The following is a 19,187-nucleotide window of genomic DNA, read 5'->3' as shown; positions in this document are numbered from 1 at the left end:
TGAAGAGGACCCCCGCGACCTGAGACGGCCGGGGGTAGTCGTGTTGCCGCTTTCTGGGGCTGTGGGCGTATCTGATGAGTCTTTCCGGACTGCTTGACCTTGTTCGTGCTGACCCGAAACTGACCGCCGCGCTCGAAGAGGGCGGCGACGTCTCTCTGATCGCGCCGTCCGCGCTGCGGCCGTTCGGCGTGGCCGCGCTGGCCGCGCACGACCAGCGGATTGTGCTCGCGGTCACCGCGACCGGGCGTGAGGCCGAAGACCTCGCCGCGGCGCTGACCAGCCTGATCGAGCCCAACTCCGTGGCGGTGTTCCCGGCGTGGGAGACGCTGCCGCACGAGCGGCTCTCGCCGCGCAGCGACACCGTGGGGCAGCGCCTGGCCGTGCTCAGGAGGCTCGCCCACCCGGTCAAGGGCGACACCGCGGCCGGGCCGCTCAGCGTGATCGTGACGCCGGTCAGGGCGCTGCTGCAACCGATCGTGAAGGGCCTGGGCGACCTGGAGCCGATCAGGTTGCGCGCGGGTGACGACGCCGACCTCGAAGACGTCGTGGACCGGCTCGTCACCAACGGTTACCACCGGGTCGACATGGTGGAGAAGCGCGGCGAGGTGGCCGTGCGCGGCGGGCTGCTCGACGTGTTCCCGCCGACCGAGGAGCATCCGCTGCGGCTGGAGTTCTGGGGCGACACGGTCGAGGAGATCCGCTGGTTCAAGGTGGCCGACCAGCGCTCGCTGGAGGCGGCCGAGGACGGGCTGTTCGCGCCGCCGTGCCGTGAGCTGCTGCTGACCGACGAGGTCAGGGCCAAGGCACGGGAGCTGGCCGAGGAGCACCCCGCGCTGGCCGAGGTGCTCGACCAGCTCGCCGACGGCACGCCCGTGGAGGGCATGGAGGCGTTCGCGCCGGTGCTGGCGGGGGAGATGGACCTGCTGCTCGACCACCTGCCGGTCCGGTCCGCCGTGTTCGTGTGCGACCCGGAGCGGATCAGAGGGCGGGCCGAGGAGCTCGTCCGCACCTCGCAGGAGTTCCTGGAGGCCTCCTGGATCAACGCGGCGGCCGGTGGCGAGGCGCCGATCGACCTGGGCGCGGCCGCGTTCCGCTCGCTGGAGGAGATCCGCGACCACGCCGACGCGTTGGGGCAGCCGTGGTGGACCATGGCGCCGTTCGGCGGCGGCGTGGAGCTGGACGCGCAGGACTGCGAGGCCTACCGCGGCGACACCGCCAAGGCACTGGCCGACATCAAGGGCTGGCTGGCCGACGAGAAGGCGGTCGTCCTGCTCAGCGAGGGCCACGGGCCCGCCGAGCGCATGGTGGAGCTGCTCAAGGGCGTGGACGTGCCGGCCAGGCTCCAGCAGTTCCTGGACAAGCCCCCCGAGCCCAAGGTCGTGCACGTCACGACCGGCCTGATCGAGCACGGGTTCATCACACCCAGCCTGGCCGTGCTCACCCATCTGGACCTGGTCGGGCAGAAGGCGTCCACCAAGGACATGCGGCGGCTGCCCTCGCGCCGCCGCAACATGGTCGATCCGCTCCAGCTCAAGGTCGGCGACCACGTGGTGCACGAGCAGCACGGCGTAGGCCGCTACGTCGAGATGGTGCAGCGCACGGTGCAGGGCGCCACCCGCGAATACCTCGTCATCGAGTACGCCAAGGGCGACCGCCTCTATGTGCCCACCGACCAGCTCGACGAGGTCACCCGCTACGTCGGCGGCGAGGCGCCCACGCTCAACCGCATGGGCGGCACCGACTGGGCCAAGGCCAAGTCACGGGCGAAGAAGGCGGTCAAGGAGATCGCCGGCGAGCTGATCAGGCTCTACTCGGCCCGCATGGCCTCGCCCGGCCACCCGTTCGCCGACGACTCGCCGTGGCAGCGGGAGATGGAGGACGCCTTCCCCTACGCCGAGACCGGCGACCAGCTGGCGGCCATCGACGAGGTCAAGCGCGACATGGAGCGCGGCGTGCCGATGGACCGGCTGATCTGCGGCGACGTGGGCTACGGCAAGACCGAGATCGCGGTGCGGGCGGCGTTCAAGGCCGTGCAGGACGGCAAGCAGGTCGCGGTGCTGGTGCCGACGACGCTGCTGGTGCAGCAGCACATGTCGACGTTCACCGAGCGGTTCTCCAGCTTCCCCGTCACGCTCAAGCCGGTCTCCCGCTTCCAGACCGACGGCGAGGTCAAGGGCACGCTCGAAGGGCTCAGGTCGGGCGCGGTCGATGTGGTGATCGGCACGCACCGGCTGCTCAGCCCCGAGGTGCGTTTCAAGGACCTCGGTCTGATCATCATCGACGAGGAGCAGCGGTTCGGCGTCGAGCACAAGGAGGCCATGAAGCACCTGCGCACGCAGGTGGACGTGCTGGCCATGTCGGCCACGCCCATCCCGCGCACGCTGGAGATGGGCCTGACCGGCATCCGCGAGATGTCCACGATCCTCACGCCGCCGGAGGAGCGGCACCCGATCCTCACGTTCGTGGGGCCGTACGAGGAGAAGCAGATCGGCGCGGCGATCAGGCGCGAGTTGATGCGCGACGGCCAGATCTTCTTCGTGCACAACCGGGTGGCCTCGATCAACAGGGTCGCCGCGCGGCTGCGCGAGCTGGTCCCCGAGGCCCGCATCGCCGTGGCGCACGGGCAGATGAACGAGCACCAGCTCGAGAAGATCATGGTGGGTTTCTGGGAGCGGGAGTACGACCTGCTCGTCTCCACCACGATCGTCGAGTCCGGCCTCGACGTGCCCAACGCCAACACGCTGATCGTGGACCGGGCCGACAACTACGGCCTGTCGCAGCTGCACCAGCTCAGGGGCCGGGTCGGGCGCGGCAGGGAGCGCGGCTACGCCTACTTCCTCTATCCGCCGGAGAAGCCGCTGACCGAGACCGCGCACGAGCGCCTCGCCACCATCTCTCAGCACACCGAGATGGGCGCGGGCATGTACGTCGCGATGAAGGACCTGGAGATCCGCGGCGCGGGCAACGTGCTCGGCGCCGAGCAGTCCGGCTTCATCGCGGGCGTCGGGTTCGACCTCTACGTGCGGCTGATGGCCGAGGCCGTGCAGGAGCAGAAGGCCAAGCTCGACGGCAGGGAAGTGCGCGAGGAGGTGCCCGACGTCAAGGTCGAGCTGCCGATCAACGCCCACATCCCGCACGACTACGTCACCTCCGAGCGGCTGCGGCTGGAGGCGTACAAGCGGATCGCGGCCATCGCCGGGGAGAGCGACATCGACGAGGTGCGCGAGGAGCTCATCGACCGCTACGGCAAGCCGCCGGTGGAGGTGGACAACCTGCTGGAGGTGGCCAAGTTCCGGATCAAGGCCCGCCGGGGAGGGCTCACGGACGTCACGCTGCAGGGACAGAACATCAAGTTCGGCCCGGCCAGATTGAGGGAGTCGCAGCAGGTGCGCCTGGACCGGCTCTACAAGAAGGCCATCTACAAGCAGGCCGCGGAGACGTTGCTGGTGCCGATACCCAAGACCAAGCCGCTGGGCGGGCAGCCGTTGCGCGATCTCGATCTGCTCAAATGGTGCGGCGACCTGGTCGAGGCGATGTTCCTCGAGCCCGCACGGGTAAGCTAGCGGCGGTTTTTCGGTCGAAAGGGACACGTACGTGAAGTCGATACGAGTGGCTGTGGCCGCCGCGGCGGTGGGCATGACGCTGACCGCCTGCTCCTCGCCCATGCACGCCGGTGCCGCGGCCGTGGTCGGGAACGAGCGCATCTCCGCAAGCCAGGTGAACGAGAACACACAGGTCTACGTCACTGCGCTGAGGAACGCCAAGCTGGACGAGCAGACGAAGGCCGCCCTCGCCGGCACCACTCTGGAACAGGCCGCGCTGCAAGGCACGTCGGCCAGCCAGCTCGTGCTGCGCAACATGGTCGAGGTCAGCGCGTTCAGGCAGCTCATGGCGCGTTACAACGTGCAGGTGAGCCAGACGGAGATCGACAACGCGCTCAAGGATCCCGGCCAATACCCGTCCGCTGAGCTCAGACTGCTGTTCAGCGGTGTCGCGCCCCAAAACGCGCGCGAATACGGCCGGGTGGTGGTCGGCGTGGCGAAGTTGCAGCAGCAGTTCGGCGGCGAGAGCGGGCAGCAGCGGCTCCTCCAGGAGTTCAGCGCGTTCCAGCCGGTCTTCAGCCCGCGCTACGGCGCGCTCAACCCGCAGCGTTCGCAGGAGAACCCGGCGATGTTCGTCGACACCGGCAGGTTCGGCAAGCTCACTCCGCCACAGCAGCAGCAACCGCAGCAGCAACCGCAGCAGCAACCGCAGGGATAGCCGATGCCGCTGATCCTCGTCACCTCCTCGCCCAGGGTCGCGCCGGGCCTGCTGAGCCACCAGGCCTGGCAGGCGCTGCGCTCGGGCCCGGTGCTGACCGGCTCTGCCGCGCACCCTCAGCTGCCCTATCTGGCCGAGGCCGGGATCGAGGTCGAGGTCGTCGAGCCGGACCCGCGCGGGCTGGCGGCGCGGGCGGTCGGTGAGACCGTCGTGTGGCTGGCCGAGGACGACGAGGACTTCATGCGCGCCGTGGGGCACGCCGCCGTCGCGCTCGAGGAGCCGCCGCTGATCGAGGTGGTGCCGGGCTCGTACGATCTGCCGGGCGCGCGGGTGCTCGACCTGGTCGCGGTGATGGACCGGCTGCGTACGGAATGCCCGTGGGACCGTAAGCAGACCCACGAGTCGCTGGTGCCGTACCTGCTCGAAGAGGCCTACGAGGTGCTGGAGACCATCGAGCAGGGCGACTATCCCTCGCTCCGCGAGGAGCTGGGCGACCTGCTGCTGCAGGTGGTCTTCCACGCCCGGGTGGCCGAGGGCTTCGACATGGACGACGTGGCGGCCGGGATCGTGGAGAAGCTCGTGCGCCGCCATCCCCACGTGTTCGGCTCGGTGCGGGCCGAGAGCGCCGACGAGGTCAACGACAACTGGGAGGCGATCAAGGCGGCCGAGCGCGCGTCCAAGGGGCGCGAGTCGGCGCTCGACGGCGTTCCCATGGGGCAGCCGGCGCTGTCGCTGGCCGCTCAGCTGCTGCGCAGGGCCGGGCGGGCGGGCGCGCCCGAGGCGCTGTCCGCAGGGGTCGGACAGGGCGTGGCGCGAGAGCTATTCGACCTGGTGCGCCGCGCCGGCGACGCCGGAATCGACGCCGAGGCCGAGCTACGCGCCGCGGCGCGCGCGTACCGAGACCGCGTACGTGCATGGGAAAAGCACTAGTACGGCGGGTTACCACCCGACGAAGTCCCCGCGATACGCGACTAGCGGCCGACCAGCGACATGCGTGGGAGACCGGGACCGATAGGCTCTGAAGGCATATTGCCTTTCGATTTAGGAGCGCATCCCGTGGCTACCATCGAGGTCGTTTACGCTCGCGAGATCCTCGACTCCCGCGGCAACCCGACCGTCGAGGTCGAAGTGGTCCTCGACGACGGCAGCAGCGGCCGCGCGGCCGTGCCCAGCGGGGCGTCCACCGGCCAGTTCGAGGCGGTCGAGCTGCGTGACGGCGGCAAGCGTTACGGCGGCAAGGGCGTCGAGAAGGCCGTGCTCGCCGTGACCGACCAGATCTTCGAGGAGATCAACGGCATCGAGGCCGAGGACCAGCGCATCATCGACCAGATCATGATCGATCTGGACCGCACGCCCAACAAGGCCAACCTCGGCGCCAACGCCATCCTGGGCGTCTCGCTGGCGGTCGCGAAGGCCGCCGCGGACAGCGCCGAACTGCCGCTCTTCCGCTACGTGGGCGGGCCCAACGCGCATGTGCTGCCGGTCCCGATGATGAACATCCTCAACGGCGGCGCCCACGCCGACACCAACGTCGACATCCAGGAGTTCATGATCGCGCCGATCGGGGCGGAGACGTTCCGCGAGGCCGTGCGCATGGGCACCGAGGTCTACCACGCGCTCAAGAGCGTGCTCAAGGAGAAGGGCTACGCCACGGGCCTGGGCGACGAGGGCGGCTTCGCGCCCAACCTGCCGTCCAACCGCGACGCGCTCGACCTGATCCTGGTCGCGATCGAGCGCGCCGGCTACGTGCCGGGCGAGGACATCGCGCTCGCGCTCGACGTGGCCGCCTCCGAGTTCCACAACGACGGCGTCTACACGATCGACGGCAAGGGCCTGTCGGCGGCCGAGCTCATCGCCTTCTACGAGGACCTGGTCGCCAACTACCCGCTGGTCTCCATCGAGGACCCGCTCAACGAGGAGGACTGGGAGGGCTGGAAGGCCATCACCACCTCCCTCGGCGACAAGGTGCAGCTCGTCGGCGACGACCTGTTCGTCACCAACCCCGAGCGGCTGGAGCGCGGCATCAAGGACGGGGCCGCCAACGCCCTGCTGGTCAAGGTCAACCAGATCGGCACGCTGTCGGAGACGCTCGACGCCGTGGACCTGGCCCACCGCAACGGCTACAAGTGCATGATGAGCCACCGCTCCGGCGAGACCGAGGACACGACGATCGCCGACCTCGCCGTGGCGGTCAACTGCGGTCAGATCAAGACCGGCGCGCCGGCCCGCTCGGACCGGGTGGCGAAGTACAACCAGCTGCTGCGCATCGAGGAGCTCCTCGACGACGCCGCCCGTTACGCGGGTCGCGCCGCTTTCCCGCGTTTCCGGCGCTAGTTTCGAGTACGGGCTCGCGGCTGCCCGAAATCTGGCCGTGAGCCCATACTTGAGGGGGTGCACGTGGCGAAGAGACCGCAGCTGACCGGGCGGGCCGCCATCCTGGCCGTGGTGGTGTGCGCGATCGCGATGAGCCTGGCCTACCCTGTGCGGGAATACATCAGCCTGCGCCGCAGCATTTCCGAGCTGCAGGCGGAAAAGGCCAGGGTCGAGGCGGAGAAGCAGGCGCTGCTGGCCCGTGACCGGCAGAGCAACGACCCCAACTGGATCAAGAAGACGGCCAAGGAGCGGCTGCATTACTGCGGTCCCGGCGAGAAGTGCTTCGTGGTGATGGAGCCCGAGCAGGGCAAGGAGCAGGCGGCCGTCAAGCAGGCCGCGACGGTGCCGCCGTGGTACCAGACGCTCTGGGAGTCCGTGGAGGCCGCCGACAACGGCACCGGACGCAGGGCAGTCACCGGGAAGGACAGTGTTGGAAAGTAAAGACGTCGAGGTCGTGCAGAAGCAGCTCGGGCGCCCGCCCCGAGGGCTGCGCGGGGTGGTGCACCGCTGCCCGTGCGGCAACCCCGACGTGGTGGAGACCGCGCCGCGGTTGCCCGACGGCTCGCCCTTCCCGACCCTCTACTACCTGACCTGCCCCAAGGCGGCCTCGGCCATCGGCACCCTGGAGGGTTCCGGCCTGATGCGGGAGATGCAGGCCAGACTGGCCACCGAGCCCGATCTGGCCGCCGCTTACCAGGCCGCGCACGACGACTACGTGGCCAGGCGTGACATGGCGGCGAAGGAAGAGGGCATGGCGCCGCTCCCGCGCGACATGCAGAGCACGGGCGGCATGCCGCAGCGGGTCAAGTGCCTGCACGCCCTGGTCGCGCACGAGCTGGCGGCGCCCGGGGTCAACCCGTTCGGCAGGGAGGCGCTCGACGCCCTCCCCGACTGGTGGAGTGACGGACCATGCGTGTAGCCGCCGTCGACTGCGGCACCAACTCCGTACGCCTGCTCATCGCCGACGTCAGCGACGAGCTGATCGACGACGTCGACCGGCGGATGGAGATCGTCCGCCTCGGCCAGGGCGTCGACCGGACCGGCAGGCTCGCCCCCGACGCCTTGGAACGCACGTTCAAGGCCATGCGGACCTACCGCGAGCTGATCGAGCGGGAGGGCGCCGTCGCGACCCGGGTGGTGGCTACGAGCGCCACTAGGGACGCGGCCAACCGGCAGGAGTTCGTGGACGGGGTGCGGGAGATCTTCGGCGTGGAGCCGGAGGTCGTGTCGGGCGCCGAGGAAGCCGAGTTGTCCTTCGTCGGCGCGACCAAGGGCCTGCTCAGGCTGTCGCCGGAGACCGAGGTCCCGCAGGGGCCGCTGCCGCCCTACCTGGTGGTGGACATCGGCGGCGGGTCCACGGAGTTCGTGCTCGGCACCGAGCACGCCGAGGCGGCGCTGTCAGTGGACATCGGCTGCGTACGCCTGACCGAGCGGCATCTCAAGGACGCCGGCGACCCGCCGTCCGCGCCCGCGCTGGAGGCCGTGGTGGCCGACATCGAGGCGGCGCTCGACCGGGTCGAGGCGGAGGTGCCGGTCGAGCGGGCGCACACGCTCGTGGGCCTGGCCGGTTCGGTGACGACCGTCGCGGGCGTGGCGCTGGACCTGCCGGCCTACGACCCGGCGCGGATCCACCACTCCCGCATATCGGCCGGGCAGGTTCACGACGTGACGCGGCGGTTGCTGGCGATGACCCATGGTGAGCGCGCCGCCGTTTCGGTCATGCACCCGGGAAGAGTTGACGTGATTGGCGCCGGTGCGCTAATTCTTGACCGGATCGTGCGTCGTTTCGCGTTTGCGCAGGTCGTCGTGAGCGAACACGACATCCTTGACGGTATTGCCTGGTCACTGACGCGATAGATGCGGCTAATCCGGACATTTCCGATCTACGTCGTGTGTTGAGTGTGCAATCATTATTGTGCTTAGGTAAAGGGGCATTACGGGGGCTTTGCCATATCGCTGTGCACGGATGGTGCCTGCGTGGCGACCGTTCCCGAGCGCGTCTTTTCCCTCACGGAATGGAGCACTCTCAGATGAAGTTCGCTGGGTTAGCAGCGCGCAAGGCGGCGGCGTTCGGCGCGTCGGTCGCCGCGCTGGCCGCCCTGACCGCGGGCCTGGCCGCAGGCCCCGCGCAGGCGGCGACCGCGGCCAAGGGCGGGCCGAAGGTCTCGGCCTCCGCGCCCAAGGCCACTCCGGGCAAGTACGAAGGTTCCTGCCCGGTCAAGGTCAACTTCTCGGCCAAGATCAAGGTGTCCGTCAAGGGCAAGACCGAGCTGGCCTACCGCTGGCTGCACGGTGACGGGTCCAAGAGCAAGGTCAAGGTGATCAAGCTCACGGGCAAGGGCACCAAGACGGTGACGGTCAAGCAGTCCATCACCTTCAAGGAAGACGTCAAGGGCTGGGAGGCCGTTCAGGTCCTCGGTCCGAAGAAGTACACGTCGAAGAAGGGCTACTTCGCCGTCTCCTGTGAGGCAGAAGAGCCCAAGGTCGACATTCACGTGCCGTCGGCCCCGTCGGTGTCGGCCCGCGCTTGGGCCAACCCCGACACGTACGTCGGCGAGTGCACTCCGGGCGACAAGATCGACTTCACCGGCCTGATCAAGGTCGACGAGCCGAGCTGGGTCAAGTACCGCTGGGTGCTCAACGGTGACGTCGTCGACTACGGCAAGATCAAGGTCTACGACGTCCGCAAGGTCGGCTTCGGCCTCTCCCCGCGTGACAGCCACCGCGGCTGGGCGCAGCTGGAGGTCCTCCGTCCCGACCACGTCTCCTCGAACCGGGCCTACTACAAGGTCTGGTGCAAGGACCCGGCCCCCGCTCCCGTCACGAAGGTGTCGGCCTCCTCTCTGGTGACCGCCACCAACCACGACGGCTGCAAGGTGGGCGCCCACGCCACGGTCAGCGCGACCGGTGCCGCGAAGGTCCAGTGGACCTGGTCGGTGAACGGCACGTCCGTGGCCAAGGGTGAGACCGTGTTCGGCGGCGCTGCGTCGCAGACCGTCACGCTCTCCGAACTCCCGCTGACCGGTGACGCCGTCAAGGGCGGCGACGTCGCGCTGACGGTCACCGGGCCGAACAACGCCGAAACGATCACGCAGAAGTACGTTGCGTGCAACCTTCCGGCTCCCGCCTCCGACCCGTCCGCCACGACGAAGTAGTGAACGAGGGTTTGAGCGAGTAACAACCGGGTGGCGCCTCGATGCGTCCACCCGGTTTTCTCGTTACCACTTGCCTGAGGAGACGCCCTCGGCGTCCAGGGCCTGCCTGACGGCCATGCCCAACCCTGCCTGGAGCAGGTGACACCATCGATGTCATGAGCTTCGTACCTCCTGGCACCGGATGGCCCGGCGATCCCGCGACCGCTGACACCCCGGTCGCGCTCGACCCCGCGGACGTGCGCCGCCTCGCCGCCACCAGCAGTACGCTCGCCGAGCTCACGGCCAGGCAGTCGGTCTGCCGCGCCTGCCCCCGTCTGGTGGAATGGCGGGAGAAGGTCGCCGAGGAAAAGCGGCGCGCGTTCACGACCGAGACCTACTGGGGCCGTCCGGTCCCCGGCTGGGGCGACGAGCACCCGCGGATCGTGATTGTCGGCCTCGCCCCGGCCGCGCACGGGGGCAACAGGACCGGGCGGATCTTCACCGGCGACCGCAGCGGCGACTGGTTGTTCGCCTCGCTCTACCGCAGCGGCCTGGCGGCGCAGGAGACCAGCACGCACGCCGGCGACGGGCAGAAGCTCTTCGGCGCGCGCGTGCTCGCCTCGGTGCGCTGCGCGCCGCCTGCCAACAAGCCTTCGCCTTCGGAGAAGAGCACCTGTTTCCCGTGGATGGCCCGGGAGCTGGCGCTGGTCGCGCCGACCGTGCGCGTGGTCGTGGCGCTCGGCGCGTACGCCTGGCAGGCCATGTGGCCGGCGCTGAAGGACGCGGGCTACGAGCTGCCGCGCAGCCGGCCGCCCTTCGGGCACGGCGTCGAGGCCGAGGCCCGCTACGCCGGCGCCCCCGTCACGCTGATCGGCTGCTACCACCCCAGCCAGCAGAACACCTTCACCGGCCGCGTCACCGCCCAGATGCTGGACGACGTCTTCACCAGGGCCAGGTCACTGGCTGTGTGACGCGTTGCACCACGCCCGGATTGGATTCGTCGAGCGTGGTTGACGTAAGCTTGTGAATGCTTTCACAAGCATTCCACGAGGGATGGGGCCTCAGGATGAACAAGCACATATTGATCGTCGGTGGCGGATACGTCGGCCTGTACACAGCGCTCCGGCTGCAGCGCAAGCTCCATCGCGAGCTCCGCGGTGGCGAGGTGCGCGTCACGATCATCGACCCCCAGTCCTACATGACCTACCAGCCCTTCTTGCCTGAGGCGGCCGCGGGTAACCTGTCGCCCCGGCACCTGGTGGCCCCTCTGCGGCGGATCCTGCCGAAGGTGCGCATTCTCAACGGCATGGTCACCAACGTCGACCACGCCGAGCGCGTCGCCACCTTCCAGCCGCCCGAGGGCGAGCCGCGTCAGATCGCCTACGACGTGATCGTGATGGCCGCCGGGTCGATCTCCCGTACGCTGCCCATCCCCGGCCTGACCGATATCGGCATCGGCTTCAAGACCGTGGGCGAGGCCATCGCGCTGCGCAACCGCGTCCTGCACCTGCTCGATGTGGCCGAGTCCACCGACGACCCCGACGTGAAGCGCAGGGCGCTCACGTTCGTGGTGGTCGGCGCGGGCTTCGCGGGCGTGGAGGCGCTCGCCGAGCTCGAGGACATGGCCAAGGACTCGGTGCGTTACTACCGCAACATCGAGCCGTCCGACATCCGCTGGGTGCTCGTCGAGGCCACGAACCGGGTGCTACCCGAAGTCGGCCCCGAGATGGGCAAGTGGACGCTGGAGCAGCTGCGCGAGCGCGGCATCGACGTCAAGCTCGAGACCCGGCTCGAGTCGTGCGAGGGCGGGCGCGTGGTGCTCTCCGACGGCTCGGAGTTCGACGCGGAGACCCTCGTGTGGACCGCGGGCGTCAAGCCCAGCCCGGTGGTCAAGGAAGGCGACCTGCCCCTCGACGAGCGCGGCCGCATCAAGACCACCACCATGCTCACCGTGGCGGGAACGCAGGACGCCTTCGCCGCCGGCGACGCGGCGGGGGTGCCCGACGTGACGAACCCGGGACAATACTGCGCGCCCAACGCCCAGCACGCGGTCCGGCAGGCCAAGGTGCTGGCCGACAACGTCATCCGGCACCTGCGCGGACAGCAACTGGTCGAATACCGGCACAAGTATGTCGGATCGGTGGCCGGATTGGGCCTGCATCAGGGCGTCGCCAATGTCTATGGCGTCAAGCTTCGCGGATTCCCTGCGTGGTTCATGCACCGCACCTACCATCTGTCGCGGGTGCCGACGCTGAACCGCAAGGTCCGTGTCGTCGTCGACTGGACCCTGGCTCTGTTCTTCAAGCGAGAGACGATCTCGCTGGGTGAGATGGAGCACCCGCGCGAGGACTTCAGGGCCGCCGTCGCGACGATGCGCCGCTAGCCCTGGTACGGCAGCGCCCCGGTGATCGTCGCCGGGGCGTCTCGGCACCCCTGCAGCAAGCGGAAGGGGTTGCACGGGTGGGGCTCTCAGCGGTGACGGTGCTCGGCGTGGACAGGCCCGGCGTGATCGCCGCAGTCACCGGTTCACTCACCGACTGCGGGGCGAACATCCAGGACTCGACCATGACGCTGCTCGGCGGCCACGTGGCGATGATGCTCCTGGTCTCCGGCGACCTGGACTCCGCCGAGCTGCTCAAGCGGCTGCGGGCGCCCGATCTGGTGGTGACCGCCTCCGCCATCGAGGCCAGGCGCCACTTCTGCGAGGACGGGGGCGGGCTCGGCTACGTGCTGACCGTGCACGGCCCCGACCGGCCCGGGATCATCTCGGGCATCAGCGCCGTGCTGGCCGCGGACGGCGGGAACATCACCGGCATGAGCACTCGGCTCTCCGGGCGGCTGTACGTGCTCATCGCCGACGTCGAGCTGCCGAAGGAGGTGGACGTGGCGGCGCTCATGCGCAGGCTGGCGGCCGTCGGCGCCAGCCTGGACTCGGAGATCACCTTCCGCCCCGTGGAACCGGACCTGATGTGAATAGACCCCGGGGGACGCCGCGCGAGGTGCTCAGCGCTCCCCACCCGATCCTGTCCGCCGTGGCCGAGCCGGTGGACCCGACAGACCCCGACGTTGTGGCGGCCGCCGCCGATCTGCTGGCCACCCTCCGCCACAAGCCGTCCACAACCGGCCTGGCGGGCCCTCAGATCGGCCTGAGACTGCGTCTGATCGCCTTTGACACCCGGGCCCACCCTCGCGGCCGATCGTCGGCTGGAGAGCTCGTGGTGGCCAATCCACGCCTCGCCAGAGCGTCCCACTGGGATCGCGGACGGGAGGGGTGCGCCTCGATCGCGGGGCTCACGGCCGACGTCCTGCGAGCTACGCGTATCACCCTACGTGGGCATTTGCCAGGCACGGGCGAGGCAGTCACCATCGAAGCTGATGCCCTCGAAGCCCGTTGCATTCAGCACCAACTGGACCATCTGGACGGTCTACTCTTCTTGGACAGAGTCCCCGGAGCCCTATCACTTCACCGCAGACTTCACAGTTGTGACGCCTGATGCGAAGTTGTGCTCCTCGGAAGCATGGTCCGTTTCGTATGATTGCGGCGCCCCCGTAGCCCAATGGCAGAGGCAAACCCCTTAAAAGGGTTGTAGTGCGGGTTCGAATCCCGCCGGGGGCACCTGCCCTCTACCATTGGAAATCCGTTTTCCATAGCCCCCATGACCTTGGGAACTCCCCGGTGGCCACGTTCGTTGTCAACGCTGCCGACGTCCCAAATGGACATCGATCTGAGCGCGAGTTGACCAAGGTGCCACCGAGCCCCTTAGGCTCGGTGACACAGGAGGCAGCGATGGAGAGCAAGAACCCCGTATTCAGCAGGTCACGTCAGCAGGCGGGGGGTTGGGCGGGACCCACCCCGTCTCCCGACCAGCTGCAGAACATGTACGACTCCCCGTCGTACGCACCACCGAGCCGGCCCGCATACCGGACCATGACCCTCGACGACGTCGTGGTGCGCGGGTTCATCACCCTCGGCACCCTTGTCGCTGCCGCCGCCGCGGCATGGGTGCTGAATGTCCCGCCGACGGTCGCGATCGGCGCCGCCATCGTCGCGATGATCCTCGGGTTGATCGCCTCGTTCACGCAGAGCACCAACCCGGTCCTCATCCTGGCCTACGCGGCGTTCGAGGGCGTGTTCCTCGGCACGATCAGCCGCCTCTTCGACAGCTTCTTCGGAGGCAGCGGCAGCATCGTGCTGCAGGCGGTGCTCGGCACGGCATTCGCCTTCGGCGCCGTGCTGACCGTTTACACCCTGCGCGTCATCCGCGTGACACCCAAGCTCGTGAAGTACGGCATCGCCGCGGCGATCGCCGCGGTCGGGCTGATCCTCGTCAACCTGCTCGTCGGCCTCTTCAACGGCGTCGGGCTCGGTCTGCGCACGGACAGCCCGCTCGGCTGGATCTTCAGCATCGCGATGATCCTCATCGGCTGCTTCTTCCTGCTGCTCGACTTCGACTCCATCGAGCAGGGGGTCAAGCAGGGCGCTCCGGAGAAGTTCGCTTGGCAGTGCGTGTTCGGGCTGACGCTCAGCCTGGTCTGGATCTACCTCGAGATCCTGCGCTTCGTCAGCTATTTCAGCAGCAGTGACTGATCGTTAACGCCAGCGTAACCACGGAGGGCCCCACCGTTCAGGTGGGGCCCTCTCTTTGTGCGACCGAAAATCTACGTGACGTCACTAAATGATGCCTGGCTTGGGGCTTGCCATTCGGACGGACGTGTTGCACTGTCAAGCAAAGGACCTTTATCCGCGGAGGTGCCCATGTCCTTGAACCACTCACCGGAGATGCAGACGAAGCTCATCGCCAGAGTCCCGACCATCACGGGACGCGAACTCCCAGAGTGGTTTCAAGCACTTGACAACGGCCCGAGCTTCCTACGGTGCGACGAGCGGGCCAACTGGCTCGCCGACGAGCACGGGCTGACCCACGGCTACGCCGCCGCGATCGTCCTCGAACACGAGCGGCAGCGCCGTAACCGCATGGGCTTCATCTAAGCCCATCCATCCCCGCGCCCGCGTCCCAAGCGCGGGCGCGTCATCATGAGGGGATGGATCTCGACAAGGCTCTCGCCTTTCTTCGCGCCAACCACAACGCCGTCCTGCTCACCCGGCATCACGATGGGCGCCCGCAGATGTCGCCGGTGACGGCCGGGGTTGAAGACGGCCGCATCGTCATCAGCACCAGGGAGACGGCGGTCAAGGTCCGCAACGCCCGCCGCGACCCGCACGTGTCGCTGTGCGTCTTCACGAACGCCTTCTACGGCGACTGGATCCAAGTGGACGGCACGGCCGACATCATCCCGCTCCCCGAGGCCATGGACCACCTGGTTTCCTACTATCGCAACATCTCCGGCGAGCACCCGGACTGGGACGACTACCGCGCCGCCATGATCCGTGACCGCCGGGTCATCCTCCGCGTCACCCCGATCCACGCCGGCCCGGACCACCACGGGTAACGCGCCTTCCCGGTGGGCGCCGACACGCCGGCGCCCACCGATGCCGGACCCGGGCCGCGCCCTGCCGGACCCGGGCCGCGCCCTGCCGGACGCGGGCCGCGCCCCCGGTGCCGGAGGCCCGCTGCCGGGGGCGCGCGCAACCTAAGAGAGACGCTCGAGGAGCATCGCCATCCCCTGGCCGCCACCGACGCACATCGTCTCGAGCCCGATGCTCTTGTCGTGGTGCTGGAGGCTGTTGACCAGTGTGGACGTGATGCGCGCCCCGGTCATCCCGAACGGATGCCCCACGGCGATCGCCCCTCCGTTCACATTGAGCCGATCCAGGTCGATCCCCAGCTCCCGATACGACGGGATCACCTGAGCGGCGAAGGCCTCGTTGATCTCGACCAGGTCGACGTCCTCGATGGCCATCCCCGCCCGCGACAGCGCCTGCCGGCTGGCCTCCACCGGTCCCAGTCCCATGATCTCGGGCGACAGCGCGGACACCCCGGTGGACACGATCCGGGCGAGCGGCGTGATCCCCAGCTCGGCGGCCTTGACGTCGCTCATCACGATCACGGCGGCCGCCCCGTCGTTGAGCGGGCAGCAGTTGCCGGCCGTGACGGTGCCGTCAGGCCGGAAGACCGGCTGCAGGGTGGCGACCTTCTCGTAGGTGGTGCCGGCCCGCGGCCCGTCGTCCTTGCTCACCACGGTCCCGTCGGGCATGGTCGCGGGTGTGATGTCCTTGGCCCAGAACCCGTCGGCCAGCGCCTTCTCGGCCAGGTTCTGGGACCGTACCCCGAACTCGTCCTGCTCCTGACGGCTGACGCCCTTGAGCTGCGCGAGGTTCTCGGCGGTCTGCCCCATCGCTATGTAGATATCCGGGATGGTCCCGTCCTCGCGCGGGTCATGCCAGGTCTGCCCGCCTTCGCCGAACTTCTTGGTACGGGCCAGCGCGTCCAGGAAGATCGGGTTGTGGGTGTCGGGCAGCGAGTCGGAATTGCCCTTGGTGAAGCGCGAGACGGTCTCCACCCCGGCGGACACGAACACGTCGCCCTCGCCCGCCTTGATCGCGTGGAAGGCCATCCGCGTGGTCTGCAGCGACGAGGAGCAGTAGCGCGTCACGGTGGTGCCGGGCACGTCGTCCAGGCCGAGCATGACGGACACCACCCGCGCCATGTTGAAGCCCTGTTCGCCGCCCGGCAGGCCGCACCCCAGCATGATGTCGTCGATCGTGTGGGGGTCGAGCTGGGGCACCTTGGCCAGCGCCGCCTTGATCATCTGCACGGTCAGATCGTCGGGCCTGATCTCCTTCAGCGATCCCTTGAAGGCTCGTCCGATGGGGGAACGCGCGGTTGCGACGATGACTGCCTCGGGCATGGCCCCTCCTTTGTCGGCGCTAATAGTAGAACTATATTCCAGTCCTACGGAAAAGCACTGTCAGGTGGTCAGCCGTACATGCCCGGCGCGGGCGCCGTCTGGTCGTTCACGGCATGCAGTGCCCCCTTCTCGTCCCGCCACAGCCGCCACCCGTCCTGACTGCCGGTGAACCACGGCGGCGGCGCGCTCGCGGGGGAGATCCGCTTGCCGGTGCCGAGGTCGTACTCGCAGATGGCCGCGGTCGAGTAGAAGCCCGGAGGCTGACCGCGCAGCGCCAGCGGCTTGGGGTCGGTGACGCAGAAGGACCAGCCGTGCTCCTTCTCGGCTGGCACGGCCTTGCCGGAGACCAGGTCGAAGGCCGTCCCCTTGGTGTTGTGCTGGAGGAAGCCCAGCTTGTCCATCCGGTCGGGGAAGGCCAGCCACCAGCCCGAGCCCGGCACGTCGGAGGCCGTGATCTGCCCGAGCACCCGGCCGGACCCGGAGTCGAGGCGGGCGAAGCCGCCGTAGGCGCCCTGCTGGTCGACGGGGCGCACGACCGGGGCGTAGCCGGGGTTGCCGCTGGGATAGACGCGGACGACCGAGGGCCGGATCCAGTTGATCGCCCCGTCGGCGATCTTGACGGAGAACAACCCGAAAGTGGAGATCTTCTTTGTCTGCGGGTTGGTGTAGGGGGCGACGTAGCCGACCAGGTTGTCACCCGCCGCGCCGAACGCCCAGCCTCCCGACAGGTCGACGCCGGGCCCGAGGGCCTGCTCGATCGGCTGCTGCCACCGCAGCTTGCCGGTCTTGAGCTCGTACGACTCGATCACGGGGTTGGCGGACAGCCTGAGCAGCAGCACCCGGGCCGGGTCGGACCATTCGACCTCGGAGATCCCGGGCAGCTTCCACAGCTGTTTCCCCGTGGCCGGGTCGAGCACCACCATGCGGGCCTTGGCCAGGGCCGTGTGCTCGGACAGGCAGATGTAGGGGCCGCAGCGCTGCGGCCCGAACGTCGAATGCACCGGCCTGGTCCACTTCTGCACCCCGGAGTGAGCGTCGCGGGCGATGAGGGTGGCGTTCCAAGGGGACTTCTTGCCTGGGTCGAGCGCGACGATCACGCCCTCGTCCGCGGCCGTCTCCACGATGGCGGGGGCGGAGACGCCCATGCCGGGCAGGCGGCCCGCCATCGTGGCCGGGTAGGCCCACAGACGTCTGCCGTCGCGCAGGCCGATCGCGACGGTCTCCAGTGTGCCGTCGGACTTTATGGAGGTCGTGGCGACGACCCCGCCGGCCACCGCCATGCGGCTGACCGCGTTGACTTGGGTGTTGTGCCAGGTCGGGAACGTGTCGGTGGTGGCCGCGTCGCTGCCGGAGCAGGCGGCGGCGGCCAGGGTTCCGGCGAGGGCGATGGACGGTTTCCAGAGGGGCCGGAGCACGGGCAATTCCCTCCAAAGGGACGTATAGCGACGACCCGGGCGCGGAGGGTGACCGTGGCCGGGCGTCGTCGACCGCTCGCCAAGCCTGAGCCGAGGTCGGGCCCGCCGAATCCTCTTGGGGGTCAGGACTCGTTGAGCCGCTCGCCTGGCCGTCGGCGGAACAACGACGCCCACTTCCCGTGCAGGCCCGTCGTCCGCCCGTCGACCTGGGTCGCGATGACCTCGGTGCCGGGCTCCTCCGCGGCCGTAGCCGCCGCAAGGTAGATCGGTTGCAGTGCCTCGCCGCGCGCGGGGCGCGGCTCAGGCCACAGCCCCAACGCAGCGCACACTGAAGGTAGCACCGCGTAAGCGGCCTGCGCGTAACCTCGGGCAGATGGATGGAAACGATCCGGTCCGAACATTTCTGTCGGATTTGTCGCGAACTCCGGGCCCAGGACGTCGGCGAACGCCACCGTACGCCCGCCCGCGTCCACCACCGCCACCGTCTGCGCCGCCGCCAGCTGGCGGCTCCAGCGCCGCGCCACCCAACGCAGCGGCTGCGAGATCGGCCGTACCGTCCCGAGGTCCGGGCAGGTGCCCACGACCACCTCGACCCCCGCGTCCCGAAGCCGCCGCACGGCCTTGGTCAGATGTCGTACGGCGATCGCGGGCGGCGTCTGCGTGATGATGTCGTTGGCCCCCACGAAGATCACCGCCACGTCGGGCTCCATGGCCAGGGCCTGGTCCACCTGATCGCCCAGCTCGGCCGACGGCGTGCCCGACTTGGCGGCGACGAGCAGGCGCACCGGGCGCTCGGAGACCTCGGCCAGGCCGCCCGCGAGCAACACGCCGGGGGTGTCGGCCGGGTCGGTCATGCCGAGGCCGACGGCCGTGGAGTCGCCGAGCATGGCCAGCTTGAGCGGCTCTCCGGGAAAGTCGCCGTACTCGCCGTCCGACGGCGGGCCGTCCAGCCCGTGCGGCTGACCGATGGCCTTGCGTGCGAGCAATCCTTCGGCGATCAGCAGCGCGTACGCCGTGGCGCCGAGCGCCGTCAGCCCGCCTCCTCCGAGCGCCGCCGCAGTAGCGATCTTGCGTGCCGCGCGAGCCATCCCAGCTGGCCAGACCACCTGCGTGCCCTCCCCGGTCGAACTCAGCGGTAGCGTTTGCTTGAAAACTAGCCGAGGGCCTGCCACCCCCACTGGATCTCGGCCACAGG

At 69.0% G+C, this 19,187-nt stretch carries 18 protein-coding genes and 1 tRNA gene; 16 read left to right on the top strand and 3 right to left on the bottom strand.

Translation table 11 applies throughout. The features are described 5' to 3' along the window. Nucleotides 1–74: 74 nt before the first annotated feature. The 16 genes from mfd to Q9G87_RS35990 all read left to right on the top strand — a co-directional run bounded on the left by mfd (nucleotide 75) and on the right by Q9G87_RS35990 (nucleotide 15,218). The gene (mfd, locus tag Q9G87_RS36065; protein ID WP_305921045.1) at nucleotides 75–3,563 is read left to right on the top strand and encodes a transcription-repair coupling factor; all 3,489 of its coding nucleotides are present in this window, start codon (nucleotides 75–77) and stop codon (nucleotides 3,561–3,563) included. Between the two features lie 31 nt (nucleotides 3,564–3,594). Beyond that, a complete protein-coding gene (locus Q9G87_RS36060; protein WP_305921044.1) occupies nucleotides 3,595–4,260 on the top strand; it encodes a SurA N-terminal domain-containing protein in 666 nt (221 codons plus the stop codon). A 3-nt stretch (nucleotides 4,261–4,263) separates the two neighbouring features. Continuing rightward, nucleotides 4,264–5,190: a MazG family protein gene (locus Q9G87_RS36055; protein ID WP_305921043.1), complete on the top strand. Its 927-nt coding sequence runs from the start codon at nucleotides 4,264–4,266 to the stop codon at nucleotides 5,188–5,190. Nucleotides 5,191–5,316: 126 nt separating this feature from the next. After that, nucleotides 5,317–6,594: a phosphopyruvate hydratase gene (gene eno, locus Q9G87_RS36050; protein ID WP_305921042.1), complete on the top strand. Its 1,278-nt coding sequence runs from the start codon at nucleotides 5,317–5,319 to the stop codon at nucleotides 6,592–6,594. 63 nt (nucleotides 6,595–6,657) lie between these two features. Further along, nucleotides 6,658–7,074 carry an FtsB family cell division protein gene (locus Q9G87_RS36045; protein ID WP_305921041.1) on the top strand — a complete coding sequence of 139 codons (417 nt, stop codon included), beginning with the start codon at nucleotides 6,658–6,660 and terminating at the stop codon, nucleotides 7,072–7,074. Next, the gene (locus tag Q9G87_RS36040; protein ID WP_305921040.1) at nucleotides 7,064–7,552 is read left to right on the top strand and encodes a DUF501 domain-containing protein; all 489 of its coding nucleotides are present in this window, start codon (nucleotides 7,064–7,066) and stop codon (nucleotides 7,550–7,552) included. Before Q9G87_RS36045 ends, Q9G87_RS36040 begins: the two co-directional genes overlap by 11 nt. Then, nucleotides 7,543–8,490, top strand: coding sequence for a Ppx/GppA phosphatase family protein (locus tag Q9G87_RS36035; RefSeq protein ID WP_305921039.1), 948 nt, complete (start codon nucleotides 7,543–7,545; stop codon nucleotides 8,488–8,490). The genes Q9G87_RS36040 and Q9G87_RS36035 overlap by 10 nt, the downstream gene beginning before the upstream one ends. 173 nt (nucleotides 8,491–8,663) lie before the next feature. Continuing rightward, the gene (locus Q9G87_RS36030) at nucleotides 8,664–9,788 is read left to right on the top strand and encodes a hypothetical protein (RefSeq protein WP_305921038.1); all 1,125 of its coding nucleotides are present in this window, start codon (nucleotides 8,664–8,666) and stop codon (nucleotides 9,786–9,788) included. A gap of 155 nt (nucleotides 9,789–9,943) precedes the next feature. Then, entirely contained in the window at nucleotides 9,944–10,738 is a 795-nt protein-coding gene (locus Q9G87_RS36025; RefSeq protein ID WP_305921037.1) for a uracil-DNA glycosylase, read from the top strand. 95 nt (nucleotides 10,739–10,833) lie between these two features. Beyond that, entirely contained in the window at nucleotides 10,834–12,150 is a 1,317-nt protein-coding gene (locus tag Q9G87_RS36020; protein WP_305921036.1) for an NAD(P)/FAD-dependent oxidoreductase, read from the top strand. A 77-nt stretch (nucleotides 12,151–12,227) separates the two neighbouring features. After that, nucleotides 12,228–12,740, top strand: a complete 513-nt coding sequence (locus tag Q9G87_RS36015; RefSeq protein ID WP_305921035.1) for a glycine cleavage system protein R — start codon at nucleotides 12,228–12,230, stop codon at nucleotides 12,738–12,740. Beyond that, nucleotides 12,737–13,261 (top strand): peptide deformylase, encoded by a 525-nt coding sequence (locus Q9G87_RS36010; protein ID WP_371825873.1) that lies wholly within the window; start codon nucleotides 12,737–12,739, stop codon nucleotides 13,259–13,261. The genes Q9G87_RS36015 and Q9G87_RS36010 overlap by 4 nt, the downstream gene beginning before the upstream one ends. Nucleotides 13,262–13,310: 49 nt before the next feature. Next, nucleotides 13,311–13,383: transfer RNA gene (locus Q9G87_RS36005), tRNA-Leu, on the top strand. Between the two features lie 171 nt (nucleotides 13,384–13,554). Beyond that, the gene (locus tag Q9G87_RS36000) at nucleotides 13,555–14,355 is read left to right on the top strand and encodes a Bax inhibitor-1/YccA family protein (RefSeq protein ID WP_305921034.1); all 801 of its coding nucleotides are present in this window, start codon (nucleotides 13,555–13,557) and stop codon (nucleotides 14,353–14,355) included. 168 nt (nucleotides 14,356–14,523) lie between these two features. Then, entirely contained in the window at nucleotides 14,524–14,757 is a 234-nt protein-coding gene (locus tag Q9G87_RS35995) for a DUF4287 domain-containing protein (protein WP_305921033.1), read from the top strand. Between the two features lie 53 nt (nucleotides 14,758–14,810). After that, a complete protein-coding gene (locus Q9G87_RS35990; RefSeq protein WP_305921032.1) occupies nucleotides 14,811–15,218 on the top strand; it encodes a PPOX class F420-dependent oxidoreductase in 408 nt (135 codons plus the stop codon). Between the two features lie 141 nt (nucleotides 15,219–15,359). On the opposite strand, the gene Q9G87_RS35985 is transcribed toward Q9G87_RS35990, so the two are convergent. The 3 genes from Q9G87_RS35985 to Q9G87_RS35975 form a co-directional block, all read right to left on the bottom strand. Then, on the bottom strand, nucleotides 15,360–16,577 hold the full coding sequence (locus tag Q9G87_RS35985; protein WP_305921031.1) for an acetyl-CoA C-acetyltransferase: 1,218 nt from the start codon (nucleotides 16,575–16,577) through the stop codon (nucleotides 15,360–15,362). A gap of 68 nt (nucleotides 16,578–16,645) precedes the next feature. Then, nucleotides 16,646–17,992 carry a PQQ-binding-like beta-propeller repeat protein gene (locus Q9G87_RS35980; RefSeq protein WP_305921030.1) on the bottom strand — a complete coding sequence of 449 codons (1,347 nt, stop codon included), beginning with the start codon at nucleotides 17,990–17,992 and terminating at the stop codon, nucleotides 16,646–16,648. 122 nt (nucleotides 17,993–18,114) lie between these two features. Next, nucleotides 18,115–19,098 (bottom strand): SGNH/GDSL hydrolase family protein, encoded by a 984-nt coding sequence (locus tag Q9G87_RS35975; protein ID WP_305921029.1) that lies wholly within the window; start codon nucleotides 19,096–19,098, stop codon nucleotides 18,115–18,117. Nucleotides 19,099–19,187 lie beyond the last annotated feature (89 nt).

Origin of the sequence: Nonomuraea turcica (assembly GCF_030718205.1) — a bacterium.
Classification (GTDB): Bacteria; Actinomycetota; Actinomycetes; order Streptosporangiales; family Streptosporangiaceae; genus Nonomuraea.
Note: the sequence above shows the minus strand (reverse complement) of the source record. Positions and strands in the feature narration are given on the sequence as shown.

Bases quoted from the DNA above. Each gene is read 5' to 3' on its own strand.
- Q9G87_RS36025 (WP_305921037.1), top strand. From the start codon at position 9,944: ATGAGCTTCGTACCTCCTGGCACCGGATGGCCCGGCGATCCCGCGACC.
- Q9G87_RS36030 (WP_305921038.1), top strand. From the start codon at position 8,664: ATGAAGTTCGCTGGGTTAGCAGCGCGCAAGGCGGCGGCGTTCGGCGCG.
- mfd (WP_305921045.1), top strand. From the start codon at position 75: ATGAGTCTTTCCGGACTGCTTGACCTTGTTCGTGCTGACCCGAAACTG.
- Q9G87_RS36000 (WP_305921034.1), top strand. From the start codon at position 13,555: ATGGAGAGCAAGAACCCCGTATTCAGCAGGTCACGTCAGCAGGCGGGG.
- Q9G87_RS35995 (WP_305921033.1), top strand. From the start codon at position 14,524: ATGTCCTTGAACCACTCACCGGAGATGCAGACGAAGCTCATCGCCAGA.
- Q9G87_RS36020 (WP_305921036.1), top strand. From the start codon at position 10,834: ATGAACAAGCACATATTGATCGTCGGTGGCGGATACGTCGGCCTGTAC.
- Q9G87_RS35990 (WP_305921032.1), top strand. From the start codon at position 14,811: ATGGATCTCGACAAGGCTCTCGCCTTTCTTCGCGCCAACCACAACGCC.
- Q9G87_RS36035 (WP_305921039.1), top strand. From the start codon at position 7,543: ATGCGTGTAGCCGCCGTCGACTGCGGCACCAACTCCGTACGCCTGCTC.
- Q9G87_RS35985 (WP_305921031.1), bottom strand. From the start codon at position 16,577: ATGCCCGAGGCAGTCATCGTCGCAACCGCGCGTTCCCCCATCGGACGA.
- Q9G87_RS36055 (WP_305921043.1), top strand. From the start codon at position 4,264: ATGCCGCTGATCCTCGTCACCTCCTCGCCCAGGGTCGCGCCGGGCCTG.